Genomic DNA, 17,611 nt, shown 5'->3' on the forward strand with positions numbered 1-17,611 from the left:
TGGCGCTTGATGGATAAGCGCTAGAGGCCAGTTTGCCCTGGCATCACGCCATGGTCATCAGGCTGGCATTGCCGCCTGCCGCCGTGGTGTTGATGCTGACCGCGCGCTCCAGCAACAGGCGCAGGGGCGCCTGCAGCGCATCGGCGGGGCCGTCCACCGCCGTCACGCCCACGATGGGGCCGGGACGCAGGGCCACGCGCTGGCATTCCACGCTGCGCGTTTCCGGGCTGCCGCTGTGCAGCACGGCGTCGTAGCCCAGGCCATCGCCGCGCCAGTCGGACACCAGGGCGATGCGCGCCTGCACCTCGCGCGGCAGCGTGGCGCACAGGGCCTGCGCGTCCTGCGGCCAGAGCGCGAGGGCGCCCGCGGCCAGCACCGCGCTCAACTGCAGCAGCAGCGCCTCGTCCGTGTCGGCCAGGCACAGCACGCGTTCGCGCGGCAGCAGCCGATAGGTGTTGCGCTCGCCGGTGGGGCCGGGCAGGGTGCAGGCCAGGCCCGCGCAACTGGCCTGCGCCTGGGCCGCGCAGGCCTGTGCCAGCGCTGCGTTGCCTTGCGCCTGGGCCCAGTGCTCCAGCGCCGACAGCGGGGCGAGCAGCGCGGGCTGTGCGCTGGCGTCGGGCACCTGCACGGCCGTCGCCGCCAGCGCGCCGTGCGTGGCGTTGGCCGGGTGGCGCGACAGCAGGCGCAACAGATACAGCGGGCCGCCTGCCTTGGGGCCCGTGCCCGACAGGCCCTCGCCGCCGAAAGGCTGCACGCCGACCACGGCGCCCACCATGTTGCGGTTCACATAGACGTTGCCGGCCGTGCTGTGGGCCAGCACCTGGGCCACGGTTTCGTCGATGCGGGTGTGCAGACCCTGGGTGAGGCCGTAGCCCGTGGCGCTGATCTGCGCGAGCAGCGCGTCCAGCTCGCCGCGCTCGTAGCGCACCACGTGCAGCACGGGGCCGAAGACCTCGCGCTCCAGCTCGGTGATGCTGTTCAGCTCGATCAGCGTGGGCGGCACGAAGGTGCCATGCGCCGTGCCCTGCCCACCGGCATGGCTTTGGAACACCGGCCGGCCGCTGGCGCGCAGGCGCTCGATGTGGCGCGCGATCGTGGCGCGCGCCTCCTCGTCGATCACCGGGCCTACGTCCACCGCCAGTTGCGTGGGGTTGCCCATGCGCAGTTCCTGCATGGCGCCGCGCAGCATCTCCAGCAGGCGGTCCGCGCAGTCGCGCTGCACGCACAGCACGCGCAGGGCGGAGCAGCGCTGGCCCGCGCTGTCGAAGGCCGAGGTGAGCACGTCCGCGACCACCTGCTCCAGCAGGGCGGAGGAGTCCACGATCAATGCGTTCTGTCCACCGGTCTCTGCGATCAGCGGAATGGGCCGGCCGCTGGCGTCCAGCCGTGCGGCCAGGCTGCGCTGCAGCAGCCGCGCCACCTCGGTGGAGCCGGTGAACATCACGCCCATCACGCGCGCGTCGCCCACCAGCGCCGCGCCCACCGTCTCGCCGCGGCCGGGCAGCAGCTGCACGGCGGCGGCGGGCACGCCGGCCTGGTGCAGCAGGCGCACGGCCTGGCAGGCAATGAGGGGCGTCTGCTCCGCCGGCTTGGCCAGCACCACGTTGCCCGCGGCCAGTGCGGCGGCCACCTGGCCCATGAAGATGGCCAGCGGGAAATTCCAGGGGCTGATGCAGGTGACCGGCCCCAGCGGCGGGTGGGTGGCGTTGTCGAAGTGCCCATCCACCTGCGCCGCGTAGTAGCGCAGGAAGTCCACCGCCTCGCGCACCTCGGCCACGGCGTTGGCGCAGGTCTTGCCGGCTTCGCGCATCAGCAGGGCCAGCAGGGCGGGCATATCGCGTTCCAGCCCATCGGCCGCGGCGCGCAGCAGCCGTGCACGTTCTGCGGGTGGCGTGGCAGCCCAGGCGGGCTGCGCCGCGGCGGCAGCCCGCAGCGCGGCGTCCACATCGGCGGTGGTGGCTTCTTGCACCTGCCCGACCACATCGGTGGCATCGGCAGGGTTGCGCACCGGGGCGCGCGGGCCGGTGGGAGCGCCGGCGGCGATGAGGGGTGTGGCTTCCAGCGGCGTGGCGGCGCTGGCGGCCAGCGCGTCGGCCACGCACTGCAGCGTGGGCTCGGCCGCCAGGTCCAGGCCCTGCGAATTGGCACGCGCCGGGCCGTAGAGCTGCGGGGGCAGCGCGATGCGCGGGTGCGGCAGGCCGGTGGCACCTTCGGCGCGGGCCTCGGCATCCACCGTGTCCACGGGGTTGTCGATCAGCGCCTCCAGCGGCAGCGTGGCGTCGGCCACGCGGTTCACGAACGAGGTGTTGGCGCCGTTTTCCAGCAGGCGGCGCACCAGGTACGCCAGCAGCGTTTCATGCGTACCCACCGGGGCGTAGATGCGGCAGGGGCGCTCGGGCACCACCTGCTCGTACAGCGGCTCGCCCATGCCGTGCAGGCACTGGAACTCGTACTGGCCGGGGCGATAGTCCGCGGGGCCCGCCAGCTCATAGATGGTGGCCAGCGTCTGCGCGTTGTGCGTGGCGAACTGGGGGTACACCGCGTCGGGCGCGGCCAGCAGCTTGCGTGCGCAGGCGATGTAGGAAATATCGGTGTGCGCCTTGCGCGTGTACACGGGGTAGTCCGCCAGGCCATCGACCTGGGCGCGCTTGATCTCGCTGTCCCAGTACGCGCCCTTGACCAGCCGGATCATCAGGCGGTGGCCGCTGCGGCGCGCCAGATCGATGCAGTAGTCGATCACGCGCGGGCAGCGCTTCTGGTAGGCCTGGATCACGAAGCCGATGCCCTTGAAGCCAGCGAGGGACGGCGCATGGCAAAGGCGCTCCAGCAGGTCCAGCGACAGTTCCAGCCGGTCGGCCTCTTCGGCGTCGATGTTCAGGCCGATGTCGTAGCCGCGCGCCAGTTCCGCCAGTTGCAGCACGCGCGGGTACAGCTCGTCCATCACGCGCTGCCACTGCGCGCGGGCGTAGCGCGGGTGCAGCGCGCTGAGCTTGATGGAAATGCCGGGCCCTTCGTACACGCCGCGGCCCGCGCTGGCGCGGCCGATGGCGTGGATGGCATCCACATAGGACTGCATGTAGCGATCGGCGTCGTGCCCCGTGAGCGCGGCCTCGCCCAGCATGTCGTAGGAATAGCGAAAGCCCCGTGCCTCCAGGGTGCGCGCCTTGCCCAGCGCCTGTTCGATGGTCTCGCCGGTGACGAACTGCTCGCCCATCATGCGCATGGCGACGTCCACACCCTTGCGGATCAGCGGCTCTCCCCCGCGTGCGGTGATGCGGCGCAGCGCATCCTTCAAGCCCCCTTCGCTGTGTGTGGTCACCAGCCGTCCGGTGAGCAGCAGGCCCCAGGTGGCCGCATTGACGAACAGTGACGGGCTCTTGCCCAGGTGCGCGGCCCAGTCGCCCGTACCGATCTTGTCGCGGATCAGCGCGTCGCGCGTGGCCGCGTCGGGAATGCGCAGCAGCGCTTCGGCCAGGCACATCAGCGCCACGCCTTCTTGCGAGGACAGCGCGAACCGCTGCAGCAGCCCCTGTACCAGGCCGGACCGGCCGCTGGCATGTTCGCGCTGGCGCAGCCCTTGCGCCAGGCGCAGGGCGCGCGCCTGGATGTCCTGCGCCATGGCAGCGGGCAGGCGCGCCTGCGCCAGCAGCGGCGCCAATGCCTCAGGCTCGGGCGGGCGGCAGGCCTGGGTGACCGCCAGGCGCAGCGGGTCGGTGTCGCGGGGGCGAGGGGAGAAAGGGGCGGCGTGGGGGGCGGCGTTTGTCATGGGCCGCATCATCCTTGGGTGAATGGCGAATGAATCACTAAAATCGGCAAGCACCACCGAATTTTTGCTCAATGACCGGCCAATTACCCACTGATCTGGATCGCATCGATCGCAGGATATTGAAGATCCTGCAAGACGATGGACGCATCTCCAACCTCAAGCTGGCAGAGACCGTGGCGCTGTCGCCCACTGCCGTGCTCGCGCGGGTGCAGCGGCTCACGCGCGAAGGCTACATCCTGGGGTATGAGGCGCGGCTCAATCCCCTCAAGCTGGGCGCGGGCATGCTGGTGTTCGTGGAGGTGCTGCTGGACCGCACCACGCCCAACGTGTTCGACCAGTTCAAGGCCGCGGTGCAGGTGCATCCCGAGGTCATGGAATGCCACATGGTGGCCGGCGGTTTCGACTACCTGCTCAAGACGCGCTGCGCCGATATGAATGCCTACCGCCAGTTCGCCGGCGCCGTGTTGTGGCAGTTGCCCGGCGTGCGCGAGACGCGCACCTACGCGGTGATGGAAGAGGTCAAGCACTCCAACCACCTGTACCTGGGTTGAAGCCCCTCGGTACTGAAGACGCAACGCCCGCGTCGTGCGGGCGTTGTGTTTCCCATCAGCCCGCCGGGTACAGCGATTGGCGTTCCCTGTGTTGTGCCGATGTTTCGTTGCGCATCTCATCGATCACCTGCTGGCGGGGCCTGGTCGAAGCCGTTGAGGGTGCCGGTTCCGGAAAGCTGCTTTCCCCATAGGACAGGCGGTCCTGTCGCACTGCGGTCTCGGTTTCTGCCCTGACTTGCTCACGGGTCCGATCACTCTTGAAGTGCTCGGGGTGAACGACCACGCCCGCTTCGTTGTTGGCAGGGTGCCAGTAGCCGGCAGATGCCATCGTTGGCAGACCGAGTGCTGCGACGGCAGCCACGCTTGCGATCACGGAGAAAAGGGGAGGTCGGCGACCCGTCATGTTCAATATCCTGTGTTGGTTTGCCGGAGCGTGCACATCCCGCCCTTGCGCAGGGGGTGCAAAGGGGCGCTCACAGCAGATGAATGCTTGGAAGGGGGCTGGCATGCACCGGGGTGTGCAGCCGCCCCTCCGGTACTTGCGGTGTGCCCCTTAGTGGGACAGCGGGATGGCCTTCCAGCCGCTGTGGCTGAAGTACTTGCCGTAGGCATTGGAGGCCTGGGCCACCTTGACCACGCCCTCGGCGCGCTTGTCCTCGCCGTGCTTGCCTTGCGCGGCCTCGGCACCGGCCATCAGGTCGGCCACGACGATGTGCAGCTGTGCATCGGCGGCGGGCGGCAGCTTGCAGTTCTCCACCATGTAGGCGACCTGCTGGTTGACGGTGTTGGCGAAGGCGTCGTAATCGGCCGGCGTGGCCTTGCCCGAGTGGGCGGTGGGCAGGATCTGCGTGACCGATCCGCGCACGGCCGTCATGGCCTTGCGCAGCGGCGCGTCGGTTTCCCACTTCTTGCCGGCGTTGAGCTGCAGTTGGTGGGTTTCGGCACTGCCGCCATGGTTGTGTGCGTCGGCGGCGTAAACGGCCAGCGGGGATGCCAGGGCGGCGGACAGCAGCAGTGCGGTGAAGGTGTTCATGAGAATGCTCCGTTGAAAAGTTGAACCATCAAGGCAGCCGCTCAAGGGAATGTGTGGCTGCCTTGCCTACTTCAACGAAGGCGGTGCCTCAATGTTCCATCTCATTTGCACCTTTTTCCTTCTCTCATCTCGGCGTTCACTTGCGGTGCAGCATTTCCTCCTCGGTGGCTTCTTCCGCATAGCGGGTCAGCAGCAATTGCAGCAGCCGCGTGCGCTGGGCGTCGTCCAGCATGGCGCGCTCGGCCAAGAGTTGGTCAATCACGCGCTGTTGCTGCGCGGCCTGCAGGCGGGCGATGGCGGCCTGCTCGGCGTCAATGGCGGTGCGCTCTGGTGCGTCAGCAAAGATGTGGCGCACCAGGGCTTCGCGGTGGCGGCGTATGTCACTCCAGTTGGACGACAGGTCATGGAGGAAGGGGGCTTCCATTCCTTCCCAGCGCGCGCGCTGTTCGGGGGTGAGCTTCAGATACTCGGGCAGGTGGACCACGGGAGGCGCGCCGCCCTCGGGCACCGAGTCCGGCGCAGGGCGCAGCACCAGTGCGGCAACCACGCCCAGGTTGAGCGCCAGCGAGATCGCCAGCAGGGTGCGAATCCAGGCAGGGTTTTTCATGGCAGGGTTCTCGGCAAACGGCAGATTTCGGCGGCGGCGCACAGCCCGCCTGGCGGCACAGGGTCGAACACGCGCGCCATGGCAGGGCTGGCAGCCGGAAGGGCCGCGCCCGTGCCCAGCAGCAGCCCCCCCAGCCAGACGCCGGACACCAGCGCGGCCCCCGCGGCGAGGCCCGTGGGCATCCAGCCCAGCAGGTTCCAGCCGGTGCGCCGGGACCGGGTGGGTCGTTGCGCCAGGTCGTGTGCCAGGCGGTCCTGCAGTTGCGCCGCCAGGTCGAAACCCAGCGCGGGCGAGGGCAGGGCCAGCAATTGCTGGCGCTGTGCCTGCAATGCGGCAAGGTGCTGGCTGCACAGGGGGCAGGCGTGCAGGTGCTGCTGCAGCGCGACCTGTGCATGCGCGGGCAGCGCATGGTCGATCAAAGCGGAAAGGTCTTCGGTGCGAGGGCAGTTCATGGCGGCTCCTTGCGTTCAGCGTGGCATGAGTTGCAGCAGCCCGGCGCGTGCGCGGGCAATGCGGGATTTGACGGTGCCCAGGCTGATGCCCAACACCTCGGCGATGTCCTCGTAGGCCATGTCTTCGATGTCGCGCAGCAGCAGGATCTCGCGGTGCTCCACCGAGAGCCGCTGCAGCGCGCCTTCCAGCGCCTCGATGCGCTGGCGGGCCTGCAGTGCAGCCTCGGGCGTGGGCGTGTCCGCCGGCACCTGCTCGGACAGGATCTCGTCCAGTTCCACGAACGCGACACGCTGCGCGCGGCGCAACAGGTCCAACGCCTGGTTGCGCGCGATGCGAAACAGCCAGGTGGACAGTTGTGCGTCCGGCCGCCAGCGGGGCAGTGCTTGGTAGGCGTTCAAGAAAGTCTCCTGGGCGAGTTCGCGCGCATCCTCTTGCGAGCGCGTCATGCGGAACAAAAAACGGTAGATGCGGTCCTGGTAGCGGGCCACCAGTTCGGAGAACGCCGCGACCTCGCCGCGCTGGGCGCGGGCGATGCAGTCGCTCTCTTCAAGGTGGCTCAGGGGGCGCATTGCCTCTTTCAACGCAGGGCCGCAGCAAAAGTTCCATGAAACCGTCAACACGGGGCCGGGAACAGCCGCTTACCGGGGCGGGCGCAAACTCCGCAATAATGCGCCGCATTCACAGCACAAGAAGGAAGGGAACCCTCATGCGAGCCATTCGCTTTGCCACGGCCTCCGCCGCCGCCATGATTGCCGGACTGTTTGCACCGGGCGCGTGGGCTACTTGCTACGTGATCTATGGCGCAGACCAGCAGGTCATCTACCGCTCGCAGACCCCCCCTGTGGACCTGTCGCGCAACCTGCACGAAACCCTGCCCCTGGTCGCGCCCGGCGGCACGCTGGTGTTTTCCTTGGACAACTATGGCTGCGAGGTGGAAGTCAACCGCCTGCCTTCCAATGTGGCTGCGGTCCGCAAGGATGCGGCTGCAGGCGCCCCCACCGCGCCCCGTGCGCCGCGCGCCAGCCGCAGCTGAAAGCCGCCCGCGCGGCGGCAGGGGTGGGCTGGCCTGAGACAATCGGGGCATGAGCGACCCCACAGAATTCAGCCCACCACCGCCCACCTCCACGGATCTTCCCCCCGGCTGGCTTGAAGTCACCGCCATGGACATGGACGCCCAAGGCGTCGCGCGCAAGCCCGATGGCAAGGTGGTGTTCATCGACGGCGCACTGCCCACCGAGCTGCTCAGCGCCAACACCCACCGCAAGAAGAACAACTGGGAGCAGGCCAGCCTCACGGAAGTCCACCGCCAGTCCAGCCAGCGCGTACAGCCCGGCTGCCCGCACTTCGGCCTGCACGCGGGCGCCTGCGGCGGCTGCAAGATGCAGCATCTGCACGTGGCGGCACAGGTGGCCGTGAAACAGCGCGTGCTGGAAGACAACCTCTGGCACCTGGGGAAAGTGAAGGCCGAGACCATCCTGCGCCCCATTGAAGGCCCTGCCTGGGGCTACCGCTACCGCGCGCGCCTGTCCGTGCGCTACGTGCCCAAGAAGGACAAGGTGCTCGTGGGCTTTCACGAGCGCAAGAGCCGCTACATCGCCGACATGGAGACCTGCAAGATCCTGCCGCCGCATGTGGACGCCATGCTGATGCCGCTGCGCGCCCTGATCGGCAGCATGGCCGCACGCGACACCTGCCCGCAGATCGAACTGGCCTGCGGCGATACGGTCACGGCGCTGGTGCTGCGCCACCTGGAGCCGCTGTCCCCGGAGGACAAAGACAAGTTGCGCGCCTTTGCCGCCGTGCATGGCGTGCAATGGTGGCTGCAACCCAAGGGGCCGGACACGGTGCATCTGCTGGACGAGGGCGGCGAGCCGCTTGCCTATGGGCTGCCCGACTTCGGCATCACCATGCCCTTCAAACCCACCGACTTCACGCAGGTCAACCCGCACATCAACCGCGTGCTGGTCACGCGCGCGCTGCGCCTGCTGGACGCGCGCAAGGACGAGCGCGTGATCGACTGGTTCTGTGGCCTGGGCAACTTCACGCTGCCCATCGCCACCCAGGCGCGCGAGGTGCTGGGCATCGAGGGCAGCGAGGCGCTGGTGGCGCGTTCGCGCGAGAATTACCAGTCAAATCAGGCTCAAAGGCAGGATGGATCTGCGCTGGCAGCTACCAGCTTTGTAGCGCGCAACCTGTTCGAGATGACGCCTGAGATGCTCATTGCCGATGGCGCCGCCGACAAATGGCTGGTGGACCCGCCGCGCGAGGGGGCGTTCGCATTGTCCAAGGCGCTGGCGGACATCCACCAGGCGCGCATCGGTGCCGAGGACGCGCCGCCGCTGCCCGCTGGGCATGAAGGCTGGCAGCCCCCCCAGCGCATCGTCTACGTGAGCTGCAACCCGGCCACGCTGGCGCGGGACGCGGGCCTGCTGGTGCACCAGGCGGGCTACCGCTGTGTGGCTGCGGGGGTGGTCAACATGTTTCCGCACACGGCCCATGTGGAGAGCATGGCAGTGTTCGAGCGGGGCTGACGCCCGCGGTGGCTCAAGACGTTTTTGGCCAGGGGCGCTTGCCTAGCAAGCGCCAGCAGCTATCGTTTGGATAGCATCAGCTGCGGTTGCGGGAGGTGCGGTCCTCGGTCTGCAGGTCCGCCTCTTCGTCGCTTGCGCGGCGACTGGCGGGCTTTTTCTCCAACTGCGTGAGTACCGAGGCCGTGCCCTCGATCTTGTTCTCGCGCATGTACAGATCCATGTCCTTCCAGCCCGCGAACACCTGGGCCTTGGGGGCCTTGGGGTTCAGCGTGAAGCAGTCCTCCAGCCCGCGCAGCGCATGCCGGCAGGCGCCACCGATGGCCTTGGCCTCGGCCTCACGCTGGGCCACGCGCGGGTCCGGCCCCATGCCGGGAATCTCACAACCCGCCAGCGGCAGCAGCGCGGCAGCGATCAGGGCGGCGCGAGCGCCGGCGGCAAGGAGGGGGTGGTGGCGAGGCAGCATGTACAGGGGTTATCGGCAGGCGTGCCGTCAAGTTGAGGCTGTCAGCCAAGGGCGGACGTGAAAAAGGCCCCGGAAATCGGGGCCTTGCGACGCTTGTGCGGTGGGAAGGCCGTTCAGTCGCGCTCGCCGCCCATGATGCCCAGCAGGGCCAGCAGGCTCTGGAACACGTTGAAGATGTCCAGGTACAGCGCCAGTGTGGCGCTGATGTAGTTGGTCTCGCCGCCGTCCAGGATCTGCTTCAGGTCGTACAGCATGTAGGCGCTGAAGATGCCGATCGCTGCCACCGAGATGGCCATCATGCCCGCCGACGAGCCGACGAACACGTTGATGATGGCGCCCACCATGAGCACCAGCGCGCCCACGAACAGCCACTTGCCCATGCCCGACAGGTCGCGCTTGATGACGCTGGCCAGGCTGGCCATGACGAAGAACACGCCCGCCGTGCCGGCGAAGGCCGTCATGATGAGGTCGGTGCCGTTCTTGAAGCCCAGCACCATGCCGATCAGGCGCGACAGCATCAGGCCCATGAAGAAGGTGAAGGCCAGCAGCACCGGCACGCCCGCGGCCGAGCGCTTGGTCTTTTCGATGGCGAACATGAAGCCGAAGGCGCCGCCGAGGAACACGATCAGCCCCAGGCCGCCGCGCAGCGACTGCGTGATGCCCGTGGCCACGCCGATCCAGGCGCCCAACACGGTGGGCAGCAGGCTGAGCGCCAGCAGCCAGTACGTGTTGCGCAGTACGCGGTGGCGCTGCTCCTGCGAGATGCCATAGCCCGCGGAGCCGACACTGGTGATTTCTGGGTTCATCTGGTTTCTCTCCTGATTGGCCTGCACAGCGCAGACCCGAATGATTCTAGGTGGTGGCTTTTGGCGCCGAATGCAATACCCGCGCACCATCCCGTACTTTATGGGTTGCATTCTTTTGCCCTGCGGCGGGGCACTGGGCGGGCCCGCTGGCACTATGCTTTTCGTTTTCCCGTTGCGCGCCCTGCCGGCTGGCCGGGCGCATCCACCCACCTCCTGCAGGACTGCCTCATGAAGACCAAACCCGAACTTGAACTCTCCGACGTCAAGCTGATCGCCGCCGCCGCCGAGGCCGAGGCCCTGAAGAACCAGTGGGCCGTGACCATCGCCATCGTGGACGACGGCGGACATCTGCTGTGGCTGCAGCGCCTGGACGGGGCCGCAGCGGTGTCCGCGCACATCGCGCCGGCCAAGGCCCACACGGCCGCCTTGGGCCGCCGCGAGAGCAAGGGCTATGAAGACGTGATCAACGGCGGCCGCACGGCCTTCCTGAGCGCGCCTGCGCTGCAGGGCATGCTGGAAGGCGGCGTACCCATCATGAAGAACGGCCAGTGCCTGGGCGCCGTGGGTGTGAGCGGCGTGAAGTCCCATGAGGACGCGCAGATTGCGCGCGCGGGGATTGCGGCGATCGGGCTGTAAGCGCTCATCGGGAGCGATTACTATTGTTTTGATAGCTGCTAGCGCTTGTTGGAAGGGCGCTGGAGGCCAAAAACATATTGGGTTCCAACAGAAAAACCGGCGCGTGGGCCGGTTTTTTCATGGGTGTGCAGGGAAAAAAAGCCTGGCTACGCGGGCATGCCCGTTGGCTGGCCAATACGACCCTTCGGACCGAGGTCCTGGAGTCGCCCCACGATGAAACTTATTTGGTCAGGATCAGCTTGCCGAGCTTGGTGGCCTGCAGCCGGTAGACGGCGCCGTTGTGCACGATGGCCACGGCCTTCTGGCCGCGCAGCAGGGTGCTGCTGTCGACGGCGCGGCCTTCGGCGTGGGACGCCGGGCTGGAATCGGCGGGCACCGCGAACATGCGGGGTGCGGTCAGTGCGGACGGTGCGGTCAGGCTGGCATGCATGGTGAAGTCTCGGTGCGTTACGGTGGTCAAATGATAACCATTCTCAATTAAAGATCAAGCATCCGGGGCTGAAAATTTCCTGTCGATTCGTATCCAGATGCAAGAGGCAGCCCCCGCAGGTGGCGCTGGAGACGCTGCTGCGCCGCCCGTGGGGCGGCAGCTGTGAAGGCCGGCGCGCCGGCGCGGCCGTGGTGCGTCAGGGCGCCGGGTCGGTCACGAAGCCGATCTTGCGCACGCCCGCGCGTTGCGCCGCCGACATCGCCTGCGCCACGCGCTCGTAGCGCACGTCCTTGTCGCCGCGGATGTGCAGGTCCGGCTGCGGGTCCTTGCGGGCCTCGGCCTGCAGGCGCGGCTCCAGCTCGTCGTCTCCGATCGTGGTCTCGTTCCAGTGGTACTTGCCGTCGGCCGTCACCGACAGGCGGATGGTTTCGGGCTTGATGATTTCGCGCTCGTTGGATGCACGCGGCAGGTCCACCGGCACCGCGTGCTTCATCACCGGCACGGTGATGATGAAGATGATGAGCAGCACCAGCATGACGTCCACCAGCGGCGTCATGTTGATTTCGTTCATCACCTCGTCGGCATCGTCCTGGGTTCCGAAAGCCATGGCGCATCAGCCTTTCTTGATGGGCAGCACCTTGGCTGCCTCGCCGTGTACCGAAACGCGCGCGCCGGTGACGAAGTAGGCGTGCAGATCGTGCGCAAAGCTGTTGAGGCTGTGCAGGATGGATTTGTTGCCCCGCACCAGGGCGTTGTAGCCCAGCACGGCGGGAATGGCCACGGCCAGGCCCAGCGCGGTCATGATCAGCGCCTCGCCGATCGGGCCGGCCACCTTGTCGATGGTCGACTGGCCCGAGGCGCCGATGGCCACCAGCGCATGGTAGATACCCCACACGGTGCCGAAGAGGCCGATGAATGGCGCCGTGGAGCCCACGGAGGCCAGGATGGCCAGGCCCGCCTGCACGCGCGCCGTGAACTCGTCGATGCAGTTGCGCAGGCAGCGCGTGACCCAGTCGCTCACGTCCAGGCTGTCATGCAGATGGGCCTGCGTGTTGCGGTGGTGCTGCGTGGCTTCGCGGCCTTCCAAGGCGAGGTGGCGGAAGGGGTTGCTCGGGTCGGAGCCCAGCTTGGTCAGGCCGGCGGCGAAGTCTTCGCTGTGCCAGAAGTCGCGTGCCTGGCGGGCGTGTTTCTTGAACTTCAGGATGTCCAGCGCCTTGATGATGATGACGATCCACGATGCCAGCGACATGCCGATGAGCAGCACAGCGACGGCGCGGGTGACGAAGTCGCCCTGTACCCAGACATTGGCAATGCCGAAATGCGATTCCATGAAAACTCCTGCGAGACTTATTGTTGGAGAACGAAATTGATCGGGACCAGATTCCACATGGCTTCTGGCACGCCGTTGCGCTTGCCGGGTACGAAGCGCCAGCGCATGACGGCGTCGATGGCCTGGCGGTCCAGGCGCTCGAAACCGCTGGACTGCTTGACTTCTACTTTCTGCGGCAGTCCGTCGGTGCCGATGAGCACGCGCAGCATCACTTTGCCTTGTTCTCCCAGCCGCTTGCTCACGGCGGGGTAGACGGGCTTGGGGTTGTTCAGGTAGCTCGCGTCGCTGGAGGGCAACTCGATGCTGGGTGCGGCCGGCGCCGGTGGAGCCGCGGGGGCCGCCGGTGCGGCGACGGGCGCGGCCGCAACCGGTGGGGCCAGGGGCTGAGGCTCAACGACGCCCGTGGGCGCGGCGGGGGCGGGTGTCGGGGCGGGGACCGCCACGGGCATGGGGGCGGGGCGCGGCTTGGGCGCCACGGGTTTGGGCGGCGCTGGGGCTGGTTTGGGCGGCGGCGGAGCGGGGGGGGCCGGTGGGGCCGGAGGCGCGGGCGGCGCGATGAATTCGCTCAACACCTCAGCAGGGATGATGATCTCCGCCGTCTTGCGCACCAGACCTGACTGCAGGGCCCACAGGCCGGCCACGTGCAGCACCACCACGGAGCCTGCGATCACGGCATTGCGGCTCAAGCCCCCGGGGGAGCCGTATCGGTCAGAGGACATAAAAATGATAGCTGCTGGCGCTTGTCCAGCTTGGTCGGAAGGCCAAAAAAGCCTTGAATAGGCGGTCTATTTATGCAGGATCCACCAGACCGAGCATATGACGATGATCAGACTTCCTGCGAGCGCGTAGAACAGTTGCATGCCTTGCCTTCCGGGATGAGGGTGGCAAGCTGGACGGCTGTGGGATCGGTGTCCTTGTACAGGGCGGCCACCGGCTGCGATGCGCAGCACTGCGCCACGACATCGCGGGCACAGTCTTCGCAGCGGCCGCATTGGGTGGCGACGCCCAACTCGAACTGAATCTCATCGAAGCTCATACCTGCGCGCGCATGGCGTGCAATCTCCCGGTCGGAAACGCGGTGGCAAACACAGACGATCATGGTGCAGGCAGTCGTGGCTGGCTATGGACGATGAACTGATTATAAATGCGAATTCATCGCATTTGCAGTCCTTGACCCCACTGCCGTGTAAGAAACCATTGCCGAGTGCCTTGCAGGCGAAAAAAAACCGGCATGCGCATGCCGGTTTTTGTTCGCCTGGCTCTCGCAGAGAGCCTGGCAGGGCAGATTATTTGACGTGCTTGCCAATCAGGCCGGCCATCTCGAACATCGAGACCTGGGGCTTGCCGAACACTTCCTTGAGCTTGGCATCCGCGTTGATCATGCGCTTGTTGGAGGCGTCCTGCAGGTTGTGCGCCTTGATGTACACCCACAGCTTGCTGATGATCTCCGTGCGCGGCAGCGGGGTGGCGCCGACCACGGCCGCCAGAGCGGGGCTGGGGGTCAGGGGCTTCATGAAAGCGGCGTTGGGGGTGCGCTTCTTTGCGGGTGCTGCGGACGCGGTCTTTGCAGTTGCCATGTTGGGTTGTTCCTTGTTGGAAATGAAATATGTCACCAGCGAACGCCGCAGCTCCACTGGCAGCGGTGATGCTACTGGGAAAAAAACCGGTTTCCAAGGCGAGCTGCCTCTTTTTTGCCTCGATTTGTTGCTCTGGCGGCCAACCGCCGGCACGCGCGAGAATGCGCCACCGCAGCTTGCTGCGGCGCACCATCCCCCTTTATGCACAGAAAGGCTTCCCTTCCATGTCTGCACACCCGACCCCGGCCATCAGCACCTGCGATCTCTGCGACGCCCACAAGGGTGACGACAGTGGCGCGTTCCGCGTGCTGCCGCCCGTGTTCCAGAGCTACGGAGCGCTGCCCGCTTTCAGCGGCCCCGTGAGCACGGTGAAGTGCTTCGAGGACAACACGCTGGTCAAGGCGGCCGTGGATTCGCCGGGCAACGGGCGCGTGTTGGTGGTGGACGGCGGAGCTTCGCTGCGTCGCGCGCTGGTGGGGGGCAATCTGGCAGCCAGCGCGGCGCGCAATGGCTGGGCCGGTATCGTCGTGAATGGCTGCGTGCGCGACGTGGCAGAACTGAATGCCGAGCGCGTGGGTATCCGCGCACTCGCACTCATGCCGTTGCCCACCGAAAAGCGGGGCGAAGGGCTTTCTGACGTGGCGGTGCAGGTACAGGGCGTGTGGGTGCGGCCGGGCGACTGGCTGTATGCGGATGCCGACGGCATCGTGATCAGCGACCACGCGCTGTAACGTCGCCGGTCAGGCGCGCATGTCGCGGCCGGTGCGCCACGGCAGCCGTGCGGGCATCGTGGCCAGTACGACGCTGGCCAGTGCGATGCCAAAGGCCATGAACTGCATGGTCGTGAAGCGCTCGCCCAGCGCCAGCACGCCCACGAGCGCCGCGCTCACCGGCAGCAGCACGGTGAATACGCCGCTCTGCGCGGCGGGGACGGTCTTCAGGCCGGTCATCCACAGCCACACGCTCCACATGCATGCTGCCATGGCGTAGAACACCAGCAGCAACCAAGTGGGCCAGCGTACGGCTGTGAAGTCGAAGTACAGGGCGAAATACAGCCCGAAAGGCATCGAGAGCATGAAGCCCCACAGGTTGATCAGCGCCGTGATGCGCCGTGGCCCCAGAGTGCCGGTGAGCTTCTTGCCGATGACGGAATAGGCGGCCTCGCACAGCGATGCGGCCAGCAGCAGGGCATAGCCCAGCCATTGCAAGTTTTGGGCATTTTCGGGCTGTAGGGCATTGCTGGCGTGTGCGGAGTGCTCTGGTTTGGATAGCGCAAACAGCACAATACCCGCCACTGCGCAGGCCACCGCCACCCAGGTGCGGGTCGCCACCTGTTCACGCAGGAACAGCCAGCTCATGACCGCCACACATGCGGGGATGGTCGCCATGATCACCCCGGCAGAGGTGGCGCTGGTCAGGCTCACGCCGTAGATCATGCAAACGGTGAACAGAAAGTTGCCCAGCAGCGACTGCAGAAAAAGCAGGCCTTGGGTCTGCCGCGTCAGAGGTGGCTCCTGGTGCGGTTTCTTCAACCATCCGAGCATGGCCATTGCGCCGATACCGAAACGCAACCACGCCAGCAAAAGCACGGGGAACGCCGCGGCCAGCGGCTTGGAGAGCGCCACGTAGGCACCCACCAGCATCATGCTGAGCGCCAGGCAAAGGTATGCGGTGGGGCGGTTTGGCATCTGATGAAGATTCCGAACGGAGGCTCCATCATGCATGAGCTCGGGGCACTCATGGAAAGGAACTCACCAGGCCTCCTATTTCGCATGGAGAAAGCCTAATTCCTTATTGCGAAAATTTTGTTTGTTGCGTTGCGGAAAAATTTCTCGATACGAGAAATGAATTTTCATATGGAGATATAGAACGCATAAGCCATTGATTTTCATGGCTTAAATTTATCTCTTATATAAGACATAAGAGATTGATGTGGTCTTATAGAAGACTTAAAGTTGTGTCCAAGGGTCCCGGGAGCGGTACCCGCCCATTCCTTCATCTCTTGGAGAGCAACATGCCAGATTCCCTGAACGCACAACTGAGCCGTGAGCAGCAAATCGCAGCCCTGGAAAAGGACTGGGCCCAGAATCCCCGCTGGAAGAGCGTGAAGCGCGGCTACACAGCAGCTGACGTGGTGCGTCTGCGTGGCAGCCTCCAGCCCGAATACACGCTGGCCAAGCGTGGCGCAGAGAAGCTGTGGGACAAGATCAATGGCGGCGCCAAGAAGGGCTATGTGAATGCCTTCGGTGCCATCACCGCCGGCCAAGCCATGCAGCAAGCCAAGGCGGGCCTGGAAGCCGTGTACCTGTCGGGCTGGCAGGTGGCCGCTGACGGCAACACCAGCGAGACCATGTACCCCGACCAGTCGCTGTATGCCTATGACTCGGTGCCCACGATGGTGCGCCGCATCAACAACACCTTCAAGCGTGCCGACGAGATCCAGTGGGGCCGCGGTATCAATCCCGGCGACAAGGAATTCATCGACTACTTCCTGCCCATCGTGGCCGACGCCGAAGCCGGCTTCGGCGGTGTGCTGAACGCCTTCGAACTGATGAAGAACATGATTGCCGCTGGCGCGGCCGGCGTGCACTTCGAAGACCAACTGGCTGCCGTGAAGAAGTGCGGGCACATGGGCGGCAAGGTCCTCGTGCCTACACAGGAAGCCATCGAAAAGCTGATCGCTGCCCGCTTCGCTGCCGACGTGATGGGCGTGCCCACCATCGTGCTGGCCCGCACCGATGCCGAGGCCGCCAACCTGATCACCAGCGACCACGACGCCAACGACAAGCCGTTCTTGACGGGCGAGCGTACGCAGGAAGGCTTCTATCGCGTGAAGAATGGTCTGGAGCAAGCCATCAGCCGCGGTGTGGCCTACGCCCCCTACGCCGACCTGGTGTGGTGCGAGACCGGCACGCCCGACCTGGGTTTTGCCCGCGAGTTCGCCCAGGCCGTGCATGCGAAGTGCCCCGGCAAGCTGCTGTCGTACAACTGCTCGCCGTCCTTCAACTGGAAGAAGAACCTGGATGAGAAGACCATCGCCAAGTTCCAGGACGAGCTGTCGGCACTCGGCTACAAGTACCAGTTCATCACGCTGGCCGGCATCCACATCAACTGGTACAACACGTTCCAGTTCGCCCATGCTTATGCCCGCGGCGAAGGCATGAAGCACTACGTGAACATGGTGCAGGAGCCCGAGTTCGCCGCACGTGAGCAGGGCTACACCTTCGTGTCGCACCAGCAGGAGGTGGGCGCAGGCTATTTCGACGACGTGACCACCGTGATCCAGGGTGGTTCTTCGAGCGTGAAGGCGCTGACCGGCTCCACCGAAGAAGAGCAGTTCCACTGATCTTCTTGGTTGATGCGAGAAGCCCGGGGCCCCCGCCTCGGGCTTTTCTGTTGCTGCAGGGTAAAATGCCACATCTGTTCAC

21 protein-coding genes are annotated in these 17,611 nt (G+C 66.2%); 6 read left to right on the forward strand and 15 right to left on the reverse strand.

What is annotated here, in order from left to right:
* Window positions 1–43: 43 nt before the first annotated feature.
* On the reverse strand, window positions 44–3,778 hold the full coding sequence (putA, locus tag BV908_RS06435; RefSeq protein WP_348639063.1) for a trifunctional transcriptional regulator/proline dehydrogenase/L-glutamate gamma-semialdehyde dehydrogenase: 3,735 nt from the start codon (window positions 3,776–3,778) through the stop codon (window positions 44–46).
* 59 nt (window positions 3,779–3,837) lie between these two features.
* Here putA and BV908_RS06440 point away from each other — a divergent pair, with 59 nt between their 5' ends.
* Window positions 3,838–4,317, forward strand: a complete 480-nt coding sequence (locus tag BV908_RS06440) for an Lrp/AsnC ligand binding domain-containing protein (protein WP_103737574.1) — start codon at window positions 3,838–3,840, stop codon at window positions 4,315–4,317.
* A gap of 55 nt (window positions 4,318–4,372) precedes the next feature.
* Here the strand turns inward: BV908_RS06440 and BV908_RS06445 are convergent, their stop codons facing one another.
* The 5 genes from BV908_RS06445 to BV908_RS06465 all read right to left on the reverse strand — a co-directional run bounded on the left by BV908_RS06445 (window position 4,373) and on the right by BV908_RS06465 (window position 6,979).
* Window positions 4,373–4,720 carry a DUF4148 domain-containing protein gene (locus BV908_RS06445; protein ID WP_103737575.1) on the reverse strand — a complete coding sequence of 116 codons (348 nt, stop codon included), beginning with the start codon at window positions 4,718–4,720 and terminating at the stop codon, window positions 4,373–4,375.
* Between the two features lie 150 nt (window positions 4,721–4,870).
* Window positions 4,871–5,350, reverse strand: a complete 480-nt coding sequence (locus BV908_RS06450; protein ID WP_103737576.1) for a hypothetical protein — start codon at window positions 5,348–5,350, stop codon at window positions 4,871–4,873.
* 136 nt (window positions 5,351–5,486) lie between these two features.
* Entirely contained in the window at window positions 5,487–5,957 is a 471-nt protein-coding gene (locus tag BV908_RS06455; RefSeq protein WP_103737577.1) for a periplasmic heavy metal sensor, read from the reverse strand.
* The gene (locus BV908_RS06460) at window positions 5,954–6,409 is read right to left on the reverse strand and encodes an anti-sigma factor (RefSeq protein WP_103737578.1); all 456 of its coding nucleotides are present in this window, start codon (window positions 6,407–6,409) and stop codon (window positions 5,954–5,956) included. The genes BV908_RS06455 and BV908_RS06460 overlap by 4 nt, the downstream gene beginning before the upstream one ends.
* A gap of 15 nt (window positions 6,410–6,424) precedes the next feature.
* Window positions 6,425–6,979, reverse strand: coding sequence for a sigma-70 family RNA polymerase sigma factor (locus BV908_RS06465; RefSeq protein ID WP_103737579.1), 555 nt, complete (start codon window positions 6,977–6,979; stop codon window positions 6,425–6,427).
* Between the two features lie 137 nt (window positions 6,980–7,116).
* Between BV908_RS06465 and BV908_RS06470 the strand changes: the two genes are divergently transcribed.
* Window positions 7,117–7,443 (forward strand): hypothetical protein, encoded by a 327-nt coding sequence (locus BV908_RS06470; protein WP_103737580.1) that lies wholly within the window; start codon window positions 7,117–7,119, stop codon window positions 7,441–7,443.
* Between the two features lie 49 nt (window positions 7,444–7,492).
* Window positions 7,493–8,941: a 23S rRNA (uracil(1939)-C(5))-methyltransferase RlmD gene (gene rlmD, locus BV908_RS06475; protein ID WP_103737581.1), complete on the forward strand. Its 1,449-nt coding sequence runs from the start codon at window positions 7,493–7,495 to the stop codon at window positions 8,939–8,941.
* A gap of 76 nt (window positions 8,942–9,017) precedes the next feature.
* On the opposite strand, the gene BV908_RS06480 is transcribed toward rlmD, so the two are convergent.
* Complete coding sequence (locus BV908_RS06480; RefSeq protein WP_103737582.1) at window positions 9,018–9,404, reverse strand: hypothetical protein; 387 nt, start codon at window positions 9,402–9,404, stop codon at window positions 9,018–9,020.
* A gap of 113 nt (window positions 9,405–9,517) precedes the next feature.
* Window positions 9,518–10,210, reverse strand: a complete 693-nt coding sequence (locus BV908_RS06485; protein ID WP_011805616.1) for a Bax inhibitor-1/YccA family protein — start codon at window positions 10,208–10,210, stop codon at window positions 9,518–9,520.
* A gap of 228 nt (window positions 10,211–10,438) precedes the next feature.
* Between BV908_RS06485 and BV908_RS06490 the strand changes: the two genes are divergently transcribed.
* Window positions 10,439–10,846, forward strand: coding sequence for a heme-binding protein (locus tag BV908_RS06490; RefSeq protein WP_011805615.1), 408 nt, complete (start codon window positions 10,439–10,441; stop codon window positions 10,844–10,846).
* Between the two features lie 220 nt (window positions 10,847–11,066).
* Here BV908_RS06490 and BV908_RS06495 read toward each other — a convergent pair whose 3' ends face one another.
* The 6 genes from BV908_RS06495 to BV908_RS06520 form a co-directional block, all read right to left on the reverse strand.
* Window positions 11,067–11,276, reverse strand: a complete 210-nt coding sequence (locus tag BV908_RS06495) for a hemin uptake protein HemP (protein WP_011805614.1) — start codon at window positions 11,274–11,276, stop codon at window positions 11,067–11,069.
* A gap of 196 nt (window positions 11,277–11,472) precedes the next feature.
* The gene (locus BV908_RS06500) at window positions 11,473–11,883 is read right to left on the reverse strand and encodes a biopolymer transporter ExbD (protein WP_011805613.1); all 411 of its coding nucleotides are present in this window, start codon (window positions 11,881–11,883) and stop codon (window positions 11,473–11,475) included.
* A 6-nt stretch (window positions 11,884–11,889) separates the two neighbouring features.
* Entirely contained in the window at window positions 11,890–12,606 is a 717-nt protein-coding gene (locus BV908_RS06505) for a MotA/TolQ/ExbB proton channel family protein (RefSeq protein WP_103737583.1), read from the reverse strand.
* 17 nt (window positions 12,607–12,623) lie between these two features.
* Window positions 12,624–13,325 carry an energy transducer TonB gene (locus BV908_RS06510; protein ID WP_103737584.1) on the reverse strand — a complete coding sequence of 234 codons (702 nt, stop codon included), beginning with the start codon at window positions 13,323–13,325 and terminating at the stop codon, window positions 12,624–12,626.
* Between the two features lie 107 nt (window positions 13,326–13,432).
* Window positions 13,433–13,705 carry a (2Fe-2S)-binding protein gene (locus BV908_RS06515; protein WP_011805610.1) on the reverse strand — a complete coding sequence of 91 codons (273 nt, stop codon included), beginning with the start codon at window positions 13,703–13,705 and terminating at the stop codon, window positions 13,433–13,435.
* A gap of 187 nt (window positions 13,706–13,892) precedes the next feature.
* Window positions 13,893–14,183, reverse strand: a complete 291-nt coding sequence (locus BV908_RS06520) for an SWIB/MDM2 domain-containing protein (protein WP_011805609.1) — start codon at window positions 14,181–14,183, stop codon at window positions 13,893–13,895.
* A gap of 224 nt (window positions 14,184–14,407) precedes the next feature.
* Between BV908_RS06520 and rraA the strand changes: the two genes are divergently transcribed.
* Window positions 14,408–14,914, forward strand: a complete 507-nt coding sequence (gene rraA / locus BV908_RS06525) for a ribonuclease E activity regulator RraA (protein ID WP_103737647.1) — start codon at window positions 14,408–14,410, stop codon at window positions 14,912–14,914.
* 9 nt (window positions 14,915–14,923) lie between these two features.
* Here rraA and BV908_RS06530 read toward each other — a convergent pair whose 3' ends face one another.
* Window positions 14,924–15,871 carry a DMT family transporter gene (locus BV908_RS06530; protein WP_210433998.1) on the reverse strand — a complete coding sequence of 316 codons (948 nt, stop codon included), beginning with the start codon at window positions 15,869–15,871 and terminating at the stop codon, window positions 14,924–14,926.
* 326 nt (window positions 15,872–16,197) lie between these two features.
* Between BV908_RS06530 and aceA the strand changes: the two genes are divergently transcribed.
* Complete coding sequence (aceA, locus tag BV908_RS06535; RefSeq protein ID WP_103737648.1) at window positions 16,198–17,529, forward strand: isocitrate lyase; 1,332 nt, start codon at window positions 16,198–16,200, stop codon at window positions 17,527–17,529.
* The last annotated feature ends 82 nt before the right edge of the window (window positions 17,530–17,611 follow it).

Origin of the sequence: Diaphorobacter sp. LR2014-1 (assembly GCF_002916785.1) — a bacterium.
Lineage (GTDB): Bacteria > Pseudomonadota > Gammaproteobacteria > Burkholderiales > Burkholderiaceae_C > Diaphorobacter > Diaphorobacter nitroreducens.